8 protein-coding genes are annotated in these 17,100 nt (G+C 47.0%); 3 read left to right on the top strand and 5 right to left on the bottom strand.

Annotated features, from left to right (window positions below; all coding sequences use genetic code 11):
• Positions 1-76: 76 nt before the first annotated feature.
• Together Q1A08_RS06885 and Q1A08_RS06880 are read right to left on the bottom strand one after the other, a co-directional pair.
• Complete coding sequence (locus Q1A08_RS06885) at positions 77-3,241, bottom strand: efflux RND transporter permease subunit (RefSeq protein WP_299771202.1); 3,165 nt, start codon at positions 3,239-3,241, stop codon at positions 77-79.
• Positions 3,238-4,350 (bottom strand): efflux RND transporter periplasmic adaptor subunit, encoded by a 1,113-nt coding sequence (locus Q1A08_RS06880; protein ID WP_299771200.1) that lies wholly within the window; start codon positions 4,348-4,350, stop codon positions 3,238-3,240. Before Q1A08_RS06880 ends, Q1A08_RS06885 begins: the two co-directional genes overlap by 4 nt.
• A gap of 295 nt (positions 4,351-4,645) precedes the next feature.
• On the opposite strand from Q1A08_RS06880, the gene argS reads away from it, so the two are divergent.
• The gene (gene argS, locus Q1A08_RS06875; RefSeq protein ID WP_299771198.1) at positions 4,646-6,373 is read left to right on the top strand and encodes an arginine--tRNA ligase; all 1,728 of its coding nucleotides are present in this window, start codon (positions 4,646-4,648) and stop codon (positions 6,371-6,373) included.
• Positions 6,374-6,420: 47 nt separating this feature from the next.
• Here the strand turns inward: argS and Q1A08_RS06870 are convergent, their stop codons facing one another.
• On the bottom strand, positions 6,421-12,009 hold the full coding sequence (locus Q1A08_RS06870) for an AAA family ATPase (protein WP_299771196.1): 5,589 nt from the start codon (positions 12,007-12,009) through the stop codon (positions 6,421-6,423).
• 276 nt (positions 12,010-12,285) lie between these two features.
• Here Q1A08_RS06870 and Q1A08_RS06865 point away from each other — a divergent pair, with 276 nt between their 5' ends.
• Entirely contained in the window at positions 12,286-13,257 is a 972-nt protein-coding gene (locus tag Q1A08_RS06865; protein WP_299771194.1) for a nitronate monooxygenase family protein, read from the top strand.
• Between the two features lie 301 nt (positions 13,258-13,558).
• A complete protein-coding gene (locus tag Q1A08_RS06860) occupies positions 13,559-13,966 on the top strand; it encodes a hypothetical protein (RefSeq protein WP_299771192.1) in 408 nt (135 codons plus the stop codon).
• Positions 13,967-14,235: 269 nt separating this feature from the next.
• On the opposite strand, the gene ppnN is transcribed toward Q1A08_RS06860, so the two are convergent.
• Both ppnN and Q1A08_RS06850 read right to left on the bottom strand, forming a co-directional pair.
• A complete protein-coding gene (gene ppnN / locus Q1A08_RS06855; RefSeq protein ID WP_299771190.1) occupies positions 14,236-15,600 on the bottom strand; it encodes a nucleotide 5'-monophosphate nucleosidase PpnN in 1,365 nt (454 codons plus the stop codon).
• 130 nt (positions 15,601-15,730) lie between these two features.
• Entirely contained in the window at positions 15,731-16,954 is a 1,224-nt protein-coding gene (locus Q1A08_RS06850) for a multidrug effflux MFS transporter (protein WP_299771188.1), read from the bottom strand.
• Between the last annotated feature and the right edge of the window lie 146 nt (positions 16,955-17,100).

Here is a 17,100-nt window from a genome sequence, read left to right as displayed (position 1 = left end):
AAAATTCAGAGTTTGCTTGAGTTTAAAAGGAGATCAGGGTCAGATCCCACGGGATCTGACCCTCAAGATAAGTGCGCTATACTGGCTGTTCAGCCGCCTTTTTCGTCCAAATATAACGGAAGAACAGGTAGCTAATACGCTGAGGCAAGACCAGCAGCACCGGCGTAACAATCAAAGTAAGAATAGTAGAGAACACCAAACCATAGACCACTGCACTGGCTAGAGGTACGAAGAAGGATGCGATCACCCCGCCAGACACCACTTCACGGCCTACAAAATCGACACTCGTACCGAGCGCGATTGGCAGCAGGCCTAACACGGTTGTTACCGTGGTTAAGAATACCGGGCGCAAGCGCTGAGCACAGGCTCGCACTACAGCCTCAGCTGGTGTTAGCTCCGAATCCTGAGAGCGAACATGGTTGTAGGTATCGATCAAGACAATATTATTGTTCACTACGATACCGGCAAGGGCTACGATTCCCACACCAGTAAGGATCACACTGAATGTCTGCTGGGTGATCAACAGGCCTAACATAACACCCGCTGTAGACATGATCACCGCCGATAGAATCAATACGCCTTGATAGAAGCTATTGAACTGGGTCACCAACAATACAAACATCAAGAACAATGCCAGCGAAAAGGCTACCGAAAGGAAGGCCGCTGAATTATTTTGCTCTTCGTTTGCACCGCGGAATTCAACCGCGACTTCGGAATCCTTCGGCTGCTCGGCTAACCAAGTTTCAATTTCCTTCACTTTCGTATCGGCAAGAACTCCAGGCTGCACATCAGCGCGCACCATCATGATTTCAATACCATCAACACGTTTGATCTTATCAACCTTAGGCTGCGCCTGACGATTTACAAAGCTTGAAATCGGTGTTGAGCCTGCATTGGTATTAACACGCAGATCATCCAAAGCCATCATACCGCGCTCGGCATCTGGGTAACGCACTCGAATATCCACTTCTTCATCGGCATCATCAGGACGATACTCACCCACTTTTACGCCATTGGTAACCAATTGTACGGAGCGTCCGACTTCAACAATATTAGCGCCCATTTGAGCGGCAAGAGAACGATCGACTTTTAACTCCCACTCAATACCTGGTAATGGCGTGGTATCAGTAATATCTCGCAAGCCTTCGAATTCAGTATCCAGAGCATGATGAATTCGGCGCGCCGTAGCAATTAGCTTATCGTGATTATGGGAAGCGATTTGAATTTGAATCGGCTTACCTACCGGCGGACCACCTTCAAAAGCATTAGCGCTGACAATGACACCAGGAATATCTTTAGTGTTCTCATTGATAAGAGCGAAAACTTCGCGGGTTCGCATCGTCAGCTTTTGCGGATCATCCAGCTCTACCAGAATTGAACCAACCTGATCTTTTTCAGGTGGGCGAGCACCGCCGCCTTGGGTTCCGCCACTACCACTGGCTGAGTAAGTTGAAACCACACCTTCTGTGGCAATCACGCGGCGCTCAACTTCCTGAACGATATCACGCGTTTCTTCGACCGATAAGTTACCCTGCGCGCGAACACCGACCTGACCATACTTCTCTTCGGTCTCGGTAAAGAATTCAAGGCCCGCGTTACCAGCACCATAGGCCATAAAGATCGCGACCAAGGTAAAAATACTTACCCCAAACATCACTACAGGGCGTCGTAATAGAGTCGTTAGCAAGCGCGCATAAGCACCCGTAACACCTTTAACTTTGGTGGGAGATTCAGTTTCCAGTTTGCGCAAATGCTGCTGAACCTCCAAGTCCATTTCACTGCGCCCCATCAAGGAACCTAAGACAGGCGCGAATAGCAAGGCGTACAGTAGGGAGCCGGTCAGCACTGCAAATACGGTAGTTGGCAAAAACCCCATAAACTCACCGGCCACACCTGGCCAGAACATTAGCGGTAAAAAGGCTGCTAAGGTTGTTGCCGTTGAAGCAACCACCGGCCAGAACATGCGCTTAACGGAGATCTGATAAGCCCCTCGAGCACTTAAGCCTTCCGCCATTTTTCGGTCGGCAAACTCGGTAATTACAATTGCCCCATCAATGAGCATACCAAGGGCCAGCAACATGCCGAACATCACCATAAAGTTAAAGGTGTAGCCCATATAGGAAATAATAATGATGGCAAACAACAAAGAGAAAGGAATACCTAAGCCAACCAGCAAACCTGATCTAAAGCCCAAAGCCGCTACAACAATCACCATCACCAACAGCATAGCGGTAACGATATTACCTTCCATCTCGCTGATCATGCCGAGCGCAAACCCTGATTGGTCCAGGATGTATTCAACAGTAACGCCTTTAGGAATATTGCCAGCGTTTTGGTTAACAATGGCCTGAACTTTGCGAGTCACTTCAATCTGATTCGCATCACGACGCTTAGTCACTTCAACCGCAATCGCACTTTCACCATTTACACTGGTAAAGCGGCTTGGGTCTTTAAAGGTGCGTCGAATATCAGTCACTTCACCTAAGGTCACCACGCCGTCGGCGGTAGACTTAATCGGGATGCCATATACGTCTTGGGCGGTCTCAATCAAACCAGGAACTTTAATCGCAAAGCGACCCTGACTGCTATCTAGCTCACCAGCCGGTACCAATAAGTTATTGCCAAGTACAGCATTAATCAGCTCATTACTGGTAATACCATAGTGCTCTAATTGGTCAGGGTTGATAATAACCTCAACCACTTCTTCACGGTGGCCAACCATATTGGCCTCTAGAATGTCTGGCACACCTTCGAACTGACGCTTTAGAGCTTGGGCTGTTTTAAAGAGCGTTCGCTCAGAAACGTCACCGCGAAAAGTCACTACGATAGCCGGAAAGTCGCTGGCCGAAGCCTCTTCAACAACTGGCTCCTCGGCTTCCTGTGGTAGTTTTGCTTTTGCACGATCAACTGCTTCGCGCACCTCGGTAACAGCCTGCTTAATCTCTTTATCAGATTCAAACTCTACTAAGATATAGGCAGTAGACTCACGCGCCGTGCCATTGAGCTCTTCCAAACCTTCCAAGGTTCGCAGCTCCTGCTCAAGCGGGCGCAACAATAAGCGAGCACCATCTTCAGGAGAAATCCCCTCCTGGAAAACCGACACGATAACAAAGGGCAAGCTAACATCGGGCTGCATTTCAACAGCCATTTTTTCACGGGAAAACAAGCCCACCATGACGATAAGGAATAGAATACTTAAGGTACTGCGGGAACGGCTGACCGCAACTTCGAGAAACTTCATAGACTGGCTGCCTGCTCCGCGTTTTTATTGCCCGCGAATTTGTAAGCGACCTTTTCACCCTTAGCAACGTACTCTTGGCCCACAGTGATCAGTAGAGAGGACTCTGGAATACCCAAAACCCAAACTCCGTCATCGTCATTGCCAATAATATCTACAAGGTGAAACTGTACTACTTTGGTTTCATCAACCACTCGCACACCGACTTTACCATCGTCATCCAAAGTCAAAAGCGAAGCTGGAATATGAAAGGCATCTACGGCGCCTACAGGTATCACTAATTTGCTGGTGATACCGGCCAACAATTTTCCGTCGGCATTGTCAACTTCAACCTCAATAGGAAAGGTGCGAGTCACACTGTTGGATTCACGACCAATATATCGAATACGACCCGTAAGCTCTTCACCAGTACGTAACTTAGCATGCGCTTCACCACCAACGGCCAATCGAGCAACCTCGGTTTCAGAAACCTGGCCCGCTAAGACAATAGGATCCAAATCGATAACGCGAGCACAGGTATCACCTTTGCGCATATAGTCACCCAGCTCAACTGGACGTAGATCAACCACGCCATCGAAGGGCGCGCGGACATTTAGATTAGCTAAGTCCAGCTCGCTGCGTTGCAAATTTGCCTTGGCGGTTTGCAAACGTGCCTTGGCACCAGCAATGGCGGTTTTCGATTGGTAACCGCCAGACTTCAATCGTAGAGCACCATCGTATTCCAACTGAGCTTGTTGAACAGCGGCCTTGGCTTCGTCTAGACGCAACTTGCGATCTTCCATGGCGATTTCGCACATAGTGTCGCCAATTTTAACCTTCGCGCCTTTATCAACCGGCTGACGAGCGACACGTCCTTCCACTTCGGCTCGAACATCCACCATACGGTGTGCTTGGGTACGCGCCCTTACCCGAACCTGTAGGGCATATGGCTCACTCTTTAGACGCTGCACCTGAACAGTAGTCAGCTTATCCTCAGCCTTTACTACGCTGCTTGTCTCTTCACTATCTGAGCTAACGACTAAACCCGATAGCATCCAAAGAATAGAACACAAAGCAATAACAAAAGCGATGCGATAATTTTTACTTTCCCACAAGGAGTTTAAACTCTGCATAATGAACCACGAACCAAGAGCATCAATATAAAAAAGAAGGGTATTTTCGAGGCTAGTAATTTAGCGCCGACAGGTAATACTGCAAGCCAATAAATGTAAAGCCCCACAAAACGTCCTAATTTTAGCAAAGATTAGGAAAATAGCCGCATTTGGCCGCATATTTATGCATTTTATGAATGCATATTCGCACATGCTTAAGAATTGGAAGCTGCTTGACAAAATCCATGGCACAGCTTGCATCTCAAACGCTGCAAGTTACAATCTCGCCTTTGTTTTTTGCCCTCTTGGAAGAGCTATGAATATCCGTGATTTGCTTACCCAGCGCTTTAGCCAAGCTATGGCTGCCGCTGGCATCCCTGCTGACTGTGCCCCTCATGTGGCCCCCAGCAAAAACCCACAGTTTGGTGACTACCAAGCCAATGGCGCCATGGGCGCTGCCAAAACCGTGGGCCGCAAACCTCGCGATATCGCCCAAGAGATTCTCGACAAAGTCGAGCTTGATGACTTAGCCGACAAAACCGAGATTGCCGGCCCAGGCTTTATTAATGTGCATTTACGTCCTGAGTGGCTCGCCGAGCAGCTAAAGCAGCAGAATTGTCAGACTCAGAGTAATGTAAGCCCACAAACGATCGTTATTGACTACTCCTCTCCCAACCTAGCCAAGGAGATGCATGTAGGCCATCTACGCTCCACAATTATTGGTGACAGCTTGGCTCGTGTGCTGGAGTTTATGGGACATAAGGTGATTCGCCAGAACCACGTAGGCGACTGGGGCACCCAATTTGGCATGCTCACCGCTGAGCTGGAAGAGCAGCTCGGGCAAAATCAAGCTGCCAGCATGGCGCTTAAAGACCTAGAGCAGTTTTATCAGCAAGCAAAAAAACACTTCGACGATGATCCCACCTTTGCCGATAAGGCCCGTGATTACGTCGTGAAGTTACAAGGTGGCGATGCCAAGCTATTAGAGCTATGGGAGAAATTCCGCGATGTATCTCTAGAGCACGGTGAAGAGCTATACCAAGCTTTGGGGGTCACCTTAAAGCGTAGCGATGTTAAAGGTGAAAGCTTTTACAACGACGACTTAGCCAAGGTGGTTAGCGAGCTTAAAGAGCAAGGCCTAGCCGTTGAAGACGATGGCGCTATCGTGGTTTTCCTGGAAGAGCTTGCCGATAAAGAAGGTAATCCTTCGGTGGTCATCATTCAGAAGAAAGGCGGTGGCTACCTATACGCCACTACCGATCTAGCCGCTATGCGTCACCGTGTGGGCGAGCTTAAGGCTGATCGCATTATGTACTTTATTGATGCGCGCCAGTCACTACACATGAAGCAGGTATTTACCTTAGCTCACAAAGCCGGCTTTGTTTCTGAGGCTGTAAGCTTGGAGCACCACGCCTTTGGCACCATGATGGGCGAAGATGGCACGCCATTTAAAACCCGCAGCGGCGGCACGGTAAAATTGGCGGACTTAACGACCGAAGCCGTAGAGCGTGCCAGTGCATTGGTGGAAGCCAAAAACCCCGAACTAAGCGCGCAAGAACGTGCAGAGGTGGCTCGCAAAGTAGGCATTGGCGCGGTTAAGTATGCCGACCTTTCTAAAACCCGCACCAATGATTACATCTTCAGCTGGGAATCCATGTTGAGCTTTGAAGGTAATACTGCGCCTTATTTGCAATATGCCTACGCTCGCATCCAGAGTATTTTCCGTCGCGCTGAAATTCAAGCCGATGATTTGAATGCAGATTTGAATCTTGCTGCAGCTGAAGAACAAGCACTAGCCTTAAAACTATTGCGTTTTGACGAGGCCCTAGAGCAGGTCGCCAAAGAAGCCTTCCCACATGTTCTTTGCACCTACCTATACGAGACGGCTAGCCTATACATGAAGTTTTATGAGGCCTGCCCAATTCTAAAAGATGGTGTAAGTGAAGCTGACAAAATGAGCCGCCTGCAGCTATGTGCGGCTACTGCCACCGTTTTGCGCACAGGCTTGGATTTATTAGGCATAGATACTATGGAGAAGATGTAAATCTTCTATGTTGCAGCTGGTCACCACGGTGACCAGCTTTTAGACCATCAGTGATGCTGTCTTATCTCTTCCTTCGCCAGCTCTCTAGGCAATGTAATATAAAAACAAACCCCTGCCCCTAAATCGCTTTCGCAACGAATCTCGCCCTTTAAATTCTGAGTAATCAGGTTATAAAGAATATTGAGTCCCAATCCAGTGCCTCCACCTTGGGAGTTTGTGGTAAAAAATGGGTCAAAAATTTTCGAAAGATTATCGGTACTGATGCCCTTGCCATCATCACAATAGTTTATGTTGATTTCGCTATCATCAATGGATACTTGAATTTTAATCTGACCAGAATCTTCTTCCTCATAAGCATGGGACAATGAGTTCATTAGTAGGTTCGTCAGCACCTGAGAATAAAAACCAGGGTATGAATCGATTTCAAGTAGCTCTGGGCCTTCCAGGTCAACAGTGATATCGCGATGTGCATACTGACTATGTAAGCTCAACAAAGCATCTTGCAAATATTCGGTTAAATAGAAACGTCGGCGAGCCTCACTGGTTTGATCAACTGATATCTGCTTAAAACTCTTCACCAACTCTGCCGCCCGATGTAAATTATTATGTAGCAGCTCAGCAATCGACATACTGTTTTTAAAATAGCCCTCTAGGCCTTGCTGGCTCATCGAGCCGGACTCATAATCCCTAACAATTCGCTTGGTACTGTCTATAAACTGGGTAGCACCCGTGACTCCAATGCCAATGGGCGTATTGATTTCGTGAGCAACACCAGCAACCAGTCCACTAAGGGCGGCGGCCTTTTCAGATTCGACCAGCTTGCTTTGTGCCTCCTTCAAGCTCTGCAAAGAAACCTCCAAATCATGTGTTCTTGAAGCAACACGCTCTTGCAACTCCTGATTAAATCCTAACATTTTTCGCTTAGCGACAATCTCCTCAGTGGCATCCACACCAAAAATCAAAATTCTACGACGCCCTTTTTCCGCTTGGCGGATAACATTACTCCATAACACTATGCGCTCTTCGTTATCCTTAGTTTGAATCGAAAACTCGAAGTTATTCAATTCGCCCTTTATAACGGCGCGACGCACATCCCTAAAGTTAGCTGAGTTTTCTTCATGCAGAAGCAAATGCCACCAATTAGCATCAATCATTTCTTCTTTACTATAGCCAGTTAGCTGACAAGCTTCGGGGTTGACGTACAGTATCCGAGCATCGACTGATACTTCAAAAACCAGTAGTGGCGCAGCATCAATTATATTTTCGACGTTTTTTCGCTCTCGTTCGGCATGCTCAAAAACGCCGGCATTTTCTAACGCCATACCCGCTTGCAATGCTAGCAAACGTAAAACATCAACATTGTCTGGTCTGAATGCGTCGGCAAAGAGTGAGTTTTCGAGATAAATCAAACCTTGCAGCTTAGCTTTGCGATGAATAGGAATTACCAAAACACTTAGACTGGCACCATTAAGCTCACAGTTTTCTAGCAGAACTCTGCCCTTGTTATCTCTTGCCTTGTGAAGCAAGGATAACTGCAACTGATGTTCGTGTAAGTTGGATTCACCTTCTTCAAGAATTAGGCAATCCGAAGCACCACTTTTAAGCGCCAGTAGGTTTAAACTACCAGAAAAGTTTTCCACATAAGCTACACGATTAGCCCCGGAATTCAGCAGTAACGCATCCATCAGCCCTGAAAGCAGCTGGTGCTTGTCCAAACTGCTCCCTAAAAGCTCAATACTTTGTGAAAGCGCCTTAAAGTCAAGATCCGCACTCACGGTACGGGTAGTAGTCCCTAATATACTGTCAGACGCAGCATAACGATCTTGCAAAAATGCAAACTCTTCACGCAAGGAGCGTAACTTTGGCTGAGCACCCCACTGCTGATAAAACTCATAGGCTAAACGTATCTGGGTATTTGCCAAGCCGATAAAGTTTTTTGCCAGTAGATATCGTGCGAATAACTCATGAGCCAAGGCTTTAGTCTGTAAAACTCCATCTCTAGCGACAGAATCTAGGGCTTTCTGGTAAGCCTGCATGCCTCGCTCAAAGGATCCTTTATGCGCTAGGAAACAAGCTCTTGCCAGTAAGTAATACGGCGTAAAGTTAACCGGGCTTTGATTTGATAAAGCTTTTAAACGGCGTAATAAGGCCCATATATAATAGCGAGCTTTCAACGGCTGATAATCGAGCCTCAGACAGTTGACGGCCGCAACCACTCCAACCATGAAAATAAAGGGGTGATAATAACTCCCCGCAGCTTCCATGATCTTGCCATTGAAGGCACGGCTAAAATTATCAAATGCCAGCTTGTAGTCTTTTTGCAAAATACATAAAAAGGCCTTATCAGCATAAAGCCCCGAGACAAATATGCTCTCGCCTTGATCGGCCTCAAGGCTCAACATGTCCTCTTCATTGAAGAAAGGGCCGGAAATCGTCACCCCATCGCTTTCGTTCAGAGAGGCGGCTCTAAATAGTTCGATAGTAAAATCACTATGCTGAAGGGACAGATCCTTCTCAAATTGCTCAATATACTCACGTGCATTGAGTTGAATTTCGATCAAGGACGGCAATGGTAAACCACGCAAATAACGCTGACCAGTCAGAATAGCGATACCCAAACTGGCCACTTCGAACTCTCCGCAGGCCTCTGCACTTTCCAAAGCCATTTTTACATAGCTTTCATTTTCAGAAATTGGGCGATTAAACCAATGATTAACCAAGGCGCCGTAATTAAGATAAACAAAGGCTTCAGTCGATTTATTGTCGTATCTCTCTAATAGCGCCAGAGCAGATTCTGCAAAGCGTCGAGCCAAATCCCAACGCCCAAAAGCCATACACACTACTGAAAAGCAAATCATAGGGCTTGCGCTCTGATCAAAAACGCCATGCTTCAGAGTCAATTTGATCATGTGCATGACAATCAGGCCAAAATAGTCCGACTCGCAAAGATAAGCCGCCACGAGACAAGCAGACAATAGTTTTATTTGCTGTTTTACGTCCTCGTTTTTAAGCTCTGGTAATTCAAGTATTTTTTCAGGGTTTCGAACCGCAGAATGGCGCATCAAACTGAAAAAGCCCAAGACCTGACGCATTACCCCAACACGCTTAGGCATTCCTATATGCATTGCGCCAAGTAATTCTTTAAGCACGCCCGCCGCTTCAGAGTTAAGATGACCTGCGGAGAAATAGTTTAGCTTGGAGACCAAAGCGGGTATTTTTTCTTTATCTTTGCGAGCCTGGCTTATCACCCAGTCAAGTTTGGCTAATCCATCATCGAAGTTACACAGACCAATATTGGCCTCACCCATTGCGGTGCGCACTTCCCCAAGGCTCTGACTGTAGCTGCCCGCATGTTTTTCTAACAGAATTTTCTCTGCAACCGATAGAAACTCTAGAGCTGAAGCAAAGGCCGCTTGCGCCATTAGCTCGCGCGAAAACTCAAGGTTCATTCTGACCAAATCGTCTAACTGAGTTTTGTCCAGTAGCCGTAGAGCTCGATTATATAGGTGGAGAAATTGAGAGTAGTCAGGTGGCGTGCAGGTATCGATTTGCTTTGCTTGCAGCTTATCAGCTAAAGCGAGGCACAAACTCTGAACCCGCGCCTCGGGTAGCAGATCAAAGGCGGTTTTCTGCACACTGTCATGACAAAAATGTATATATTCACCCGCTTTAAACAAGGCATTGATCTTGATGAGGTCGCGTATTTTTTCGGCCAACTCAAACCTTCTTACATCGAGAAGATCACACATCTGAGAGATGCTGAATTTATTCCCTAATATAGAAAGCTGGGCAAGCAGATTCCTGGATTCCTCACCCAGTCCCTGCAATTTGTCCTTTATATGTTCTGTAGGGCTTAGAATGGGTAATGCCAGCATTGAATCCCAATCTATCTTAACTTTTGCCCCTTCTACAAACACAATCCCTAAGGAAAGAATACTCTCTAGCAGGGAGCGTACATGATAAGGATTCCCTGCTGTTCTAATCATCAGCTGCTCAGCCAGCTTGGAAGCCACATCATTATCGAGGTGAAGGTCCGCCTGCAACCAACCCAGAAGATGCTCTTGCTCCAAAGTCGGTAGTTGCAGCTTCTTAAAGCGATACTCTGATCTCTCAACGATCCTGAGAAGTTGGCTGGCGTGGTAATTCTCTTCAACTTCGTCGTCACGATAACTCAGTAAAATAAGCAAACCATTTGGTTTTCTTTGTAACATCTTTTCCATCAACTCGATGCTAGCAGCATCGGCCCACTGCAAGTCGTCGATAAACATCACCAATTCTCGGCCACGACTATGCAATTGCTCGCATATTGCGAAGAACAACTCCGAAAATAACCTGTTGCGCTGAGTTCTAACCTCATGCTTACTAAATTGACTCTCAAGCTTTGATGGATCACCCAGGAGCAGAGAAAACTTTGGCACCATTTCCAAGAGCAAGGGAAGCGCCGATGCCGCCGACTGTATAATGACTTCGCGCCACGAAACCTTGTCATCTGCGAGCGCTTGATCAATATAATCTTCTAAGGCGGAGCAAATCGCCGTATAGGCATGCCCCTTTTCAAACTGATCAAACTTTCCAGAGATATAGATGCCATTGGTGCGACTAATTTCGGAAAAAAGTTCTCGAATTAGAGCACTTTTGCCAATACCAGAAGGGCCACATACAGACAATAGGCAGGCTTGCTCACGTGCTTCTTCTAAGGATTTTAATAGCTCGGCGTTTTGCTGATCACGACCAAATAATTTCTGACTCAATTGAATAGCGGTGCTGGCGTCACCCAAACCGACATTGAAGTTATCTAGAGATTTATTTTGTCCCAACGCTTTTCGAATGTGTTCAAGATCTTGCTGAACAGCAGTAATACTTTGATATCTTAGCTTGGGGTCTTTTTTAAGAAGTCGATCGATAACTCGGGCGATAACTTTAGGCCAGCGAGGTAAAACGCTATCAAGCGCTGTTGGTGCTTGAGCGATATGGGCGTATATCAGCTCGGCCGACTCCTTGCTTTGATACAAAGTTTGGCCGCTAGCAAGATAAAATAAAGTACAGCCCAGTGAGTACAGATCGCTGCGTTGATCGATGGGTAGGTTTACCCGGCCAGTTTGCTCTGGCGAGATATAAGCTAGTGTACCTGCGAGCTGTTTAGCTGACGTAAATTCTACCGAATGCTCTTGCAGCGCACTGGCGTGCTCGAAGTCTATCAACTTGACTGAACTGAAATCAGCCCGACTGACAATATTGGCCGGGTTAATATCACGATGTATTACGCCTGCATTATGAATAGATTCGACACAGCGACAGATCTCAATGGCTAAATCTAGCCAGACGTGCAAGTCCATACCTTCCGCTGGCGCCAGCTCAGCCAATGAGCGCAAGCCCTCTTCGGCGAAGACAAGCGCTGGTCGCCGATCTAACTGCAGGATAGCGATTGGGCAACTGACATAGCTCGGGTCCAAACCTCTTCCCAGCACCCACTCTTTGCACTCACCATAGCGGGAAAAATCCAAATCCAATGATATAGACTGCTTAACCACCAAGGGCTCTCCACTTAGCCTATCGAGGGCCTTGGATATCCGTGTCCGCTGACTGGTATAGAGGGGGGTAAGGTTGTCTAGCTGAAATTCCTGCTGACTATTCATAGAGAATTCTTGTAATGCGACCCTGCTATTTTGTTATTACTATAAATCTAGCATATGGCGCTCAGTTTGCTCTGCCGTATCGAGATACCCCTGTATTCATTAACAGTCCCTGAGCTTTAGGATGCTCCCAGCAGACCACTCAGATAGCACTTTTGACCATTTTCATTATTTTTTGCCAATGCAATGGCATATCTGGCCATTGCGAGCGAATCTCATCTGGGGTCTTATAGTCGCTGGTACATTTTGTGTCTTGAAATTTGGCAAAGGAAACACCCCATGGCATTACCTGAGATTCTAAAAGGCCGTCTATCTGTCCCTGCAGTAGCGTCGCCAATGTTTATTATTTCCAACCCAGAGCTGGTTCTCGCACAGTGTAAGGCTGGCGTGGTGGGCTCCTTTCCATCACTTAACGCGCGCGGCGAAGGTGAGTTTGAAAAGTGGCTAATTCATATCAATGAAGAGCTCGATCGCCACAACCAAGCAAACCCAGATAAGCCTGCTGCCCCTTATGCAGTAAACCAGATCGTGCATCGCTCTAATAACCGTCTGGACGAAGATTTAGAGCTATGCGTGAAATATGAAGTGCCTATTGTCATCACCTCACTGGGTGCACGTGTTGAGCTTAACGAAGCTATCCATTCTTATGGCGGCATTACGCTGCACGACATCATCAATAACACCTTTGCTAAAAAAGCGATTGAAAAAGGTGCTGATGGACTAATCGCGGTTGCTGCCGGTGCCGGTGGCCACGCTGGCGTGCAGTCACCTCTGGCCCTAATTCAAGAGATTCGTGAATGGTTCGACGGCCCATTATTGTTATCTGGTTCTATCGCTTCTGGCGATTCCATATTGGCAGCTCAAGCTATGGGTGCAGATTTGGGCTATATCGGTTCTGGCTTTATCGCCACCACCGAAGCCAACGCTGATGAGCGCTATAAGCAGATGATTACCGATTGCGGCGCAGAAGATATTGTTTACAGCAATCTATTTACTGGCGTTCACGGCAACTACTTAAAGCCTTCCATTGAGGCTGCTGGTATGGACCCGAATGCATTACCTGAAAGTGATCCGTCTAAGATGAACTTTGGCTCGGGCGGTAATCAGAAGACTAAAGCTTGGAAAGATATCTGGGGCTGCGGCCAGGGTATTGGTGCGGTAAAAGAAGTCCAGCCTGCTGGAGACTATATTGCCAAATTAGGTACTGAATACAAAGCAGCCCTGGCGCGCCTAAACGCTCTGCAGGGCTAAAGGAGCATGTAGAAAAAAGTCGCTCAAAGCCGATGGGGGCTATAAAGCAGGAAGGGGGCTTTATAGCTACCTTGGGGTATGAAGGGCGGCATCCCATCGGCTTGAGCAGTTCCATTTGACCCTGCTCAAGCTGTTCATTCCTCACGCAAATATCACAATTTCCTCATCCCTTCTCGTCGCGTTTTTTTACCATAAGCTCATTCATTTTGAATCTAAACAATGCCTTGCAAGCCGCTGCCTGCTCGGTAAAACTTCCCGCACTTCACAATGAGCGCAACGATGAATTTAAGCGGGATAATTTATGAAAGCATGGACTCTACTTTTTACTCGTGTTTCAACAGGCTTACTATTAGTATTGTGGGGCGCCATAAAAATTGGTGCACCTGACAAGGCCAAGGGTGTCTCTGAAAAATACTATGGAGGCTTAGTCAGTGCCGACGAAATTGTTTTGCTGATGGGTGTTGCCCAGATTGCCGTTGGTGCTTTAGTAGTTTTAGGCTTGTTTCGAAAGTACGTTTACCCAGCCCAGGCGGTGATTTTGGGTTTCGGTTTATTTGCCATTTGGCAGTATATTTTAGATCCGCTTGGCTTGTATTTAGCCGGCGATCCAAAGCCACTATTCTTCCCATCGACAACTGTTTTTTTTGCGACCTTGATTATGCTGCTCTATAAGGAAGATGATTCTTTAGCGTTGGATAATAAATTGTAACGAGTCGATCTCGTTACAATTTAGGGGTCAGATCCCATCCTTATTTAAAACAATGCAGACAAAAAGCCCCGTTTCTTTTTAGAAACGGGATCTGACCCCGATAGTTATCGGGTTCAACTTTGTACTAACAACTAACAACTAACAGCTCTAGGGGTCAGACGCCATTTTTTATAAAGCAATGCAGACAAAAAGCCCCGCTTCTTTTTAGAAACGGGGTCTGACCCCGGGTGTTCTTACACGGGGCTTCCCCCAAGCATTTCCATATCGAACTAATGGCTTAATTCATAGCAAGGGGTGTATTCACCTTTAAGCTTCATCCTCCCTGCGCTCACGAAGCTACGTAACAGGGAGTCCATAGCCTGCATAATGTCGGCATCGCCATTTAATTTATACGGACCATGGTTTCGAATTTGCTCGATCCCAAAAGGTTTAACATTGCCCGCCACGATACCCGAGAAGGCGCTACGCATATTGGCAACCAATTCGTGGGCTGGAACATTCTTATTAAGCTCTAGAGCCGCCATATTCTCGTGACTGGGAATAAATGGCCGCTGTAGTGATTCTGGAATCATTAGCTGCCAATTGTACACATAGGATTCATGCGACTTACGACGCTGGCGTTTTACCCGCTCGACTCCCTTCTTGGCCAAGCGTGCAACTTGCTCTGGCTGCCCTACGATAGTCTCATAATATTGCGCCGCGTCCTCACCCAAGCTAAAGCGAATAAAGCGATCAAGATCTTCAAAATACTCAGGCTTTTCTTCGGGTGCAGCAAAGATTAATGGCACTTCAATATCGCTGTTATCCGGGTGCATTAAAATTCCGAGCAAGTACATGACTTCTTCAGCAGTACCAGCACCACCAGGGAATACAATAATGCAGTGCGCCATGCGCACAAAGGCCTCTAAGCGCTTTTCAATATCGGGAAGAATCACCAACTCGTTGACAATAGGATTGGGGGATTCCGAGGCAATAATGCCTGGCTCGGTAATTCCCACATAGCGGCCATTATGTATTTGCTGTTTGGCATGGCCAACGGCTGCACCTTTCATGGGACCTTTCATGGCGCCAATACCGCAACCGGTGCCGACATCAAGGCCGCGCAAGCCCATTTGATAGCCAACCTTTTTGCTGTAATCGTATTCCACTCGATCAATGGAATGGCCACCCCAGCAAATAACTAGATTGGGCATGCGCTCGGGTTTTACCACGCCGGCGTTGCGCAAAATACGGAATACCGCATCGCTAATGCCTTCAGCGTTACTAAGATCAAAGTTGCCGCGCTCACTCATTTTGTTATGGGTAAACACGATATCCCGCAATACATCAAACAGCTGATCTTGTAGACCTCGAATCATCACACCATCCACAAAGGCAGTCGCCGGGGCGTTGCGAACCTCCAGCTTTACTCCGCGCGATTGCGGTGAGAGTTCAATAGAGAAATCTTTAAAGCTATTTAGCAATAGTTCTGGATCATCATCTTCTGACCCGGCGTTTAAGACCGCCAAGGCACACTCTCTAAATAAACGGTGCACCTCGGGGTGGGAATCCATCAAGCTTTCAATTTCGCGATGGGAAAGCAGATTCATGCTTCGTGTCGGCCTGACACTGGAATATTTTATTTTATCACTCATTTTTTATTCTCCTTACATTCCTTCTTGTACGGAGCTAGCATGAGCGATCAATATGACAGACGGTTGAAACTTATAGGCTATTTTTTTAAATTAATTTTTTAAAATATATACTCGTTTACGTCTTCTCGCTCTAATGCTGAGCTTCCTGAGGTGGTTCCAGCCTATCGGCAATTGTAATAATTAGCAAGGCCAAGGCGGAACACATAGCAAAGCTTAACACTAAGGGAAATACGCTACCGCTGTAGAAACTGCCTATCCACGCCCCTAAGGCAAAGGAGATTAATGTTGAGACAGAACCCACTACTGCAGCGCCGATTCCGGCTAGTTTTCCTAGTGGTTCCATGGCGACGGAACTCATATTTCCGAACACCATACCTACACAGAATAGCAAAAATCCCAGAAATAGCATAAACCACAATAAGCTTGGCTCTCCTAAGATATAAACTGCTACAGAGTAAAGGCTACCCGCCAGCATGATGCACGACATGGCATTGCGACTGATTGCTCGCATGCCATAGCGCACTACGATTCGCGCATTAACTACCGATGCAGCACCTAAACACAGTGCCAAACAAGCAAACAATAGCGGGAAGTATTTTCCACCCCCAAGTTGGATTTCTAGAATTTGTTGTGAGGTTGATAAAAATGCCACAAAGGCTCCGGAGATGCTTCCGGCAGCTACGGTGTATCCAATCGCGGTAGGGTGTTTTAATACATAGGCAAAGCCTTTTGCGATATCGACAATATGGAAGCGTCGTCGATTTTCTTTGCTCAGCGTTTCAGGCTGACGTAATCCTAACCACACCCAAACCACAAGTCCCAGTATTACAAATGAGCTGAAGATCATACGCCAGTCGGCAACAAATAAAATTAACTGGCCTAAGCTTGGGGCGAGCGCTGGCACTAGGATAAATATTGTCATCATAAAGGACATTACTCTGGCCATTTCACGGCCTTTATAAAGGTCGCGAACAATTGCCATGGTGACGACTCGAGGGCCTGCTAATCCCAGGCCTTGTAGTAATCTTCCCATTAACATGGTGTCGAAGTCTTTGGCGAACATGGCCATGAGGCTGCCGAACAAATATATTATTAGGCCAATATAGATGGTGGGTTTGCGACCTATGCTATCGGATAGTGGGCCGAAACCAATTTGGCCTACGCCCAAGCCTAGGAATAGGTATCCGATAATAAGTTGAACATCATTAGAGCTTTCGACTTTTAGCTCTTGGCCGATTTCGGCCAGCGCTGGCAACATGGCATCGATGGCCAAGGCGACCAATGCAGTCATGAGTGCCATGAGGGCGATAAATTCGGGTAGCGCTAAGGGCTTTGTAGGGGACTTAAACAACATTGACTCCTAGAATTAGGTCCGAGACAAACATTACTGCAAACCGGACCACTCTTAAGTAGTGCAAACTCTCGCTGGAAACACGCTAAAACCATCCGCGGGCGCTCGATTCGTCTCGTCCATGAGACTCCACGGTTTCCAGCAAGAGT

The organism is uncultured Pseudoteredinibacter sp. (assembly GCF_947500695.1).
Lineage (GTDB): Bacteria > Pseudomonadota > Gammaproteobacteria > Pseudomonadales > Cellvibrionaceae > Pseudoteredinibacter.
The sequence above is the reverse complement of the archived record's forward strand: the minus strand, read 5'-3'. Positions and strand labels throughout refer to the sequence as shown.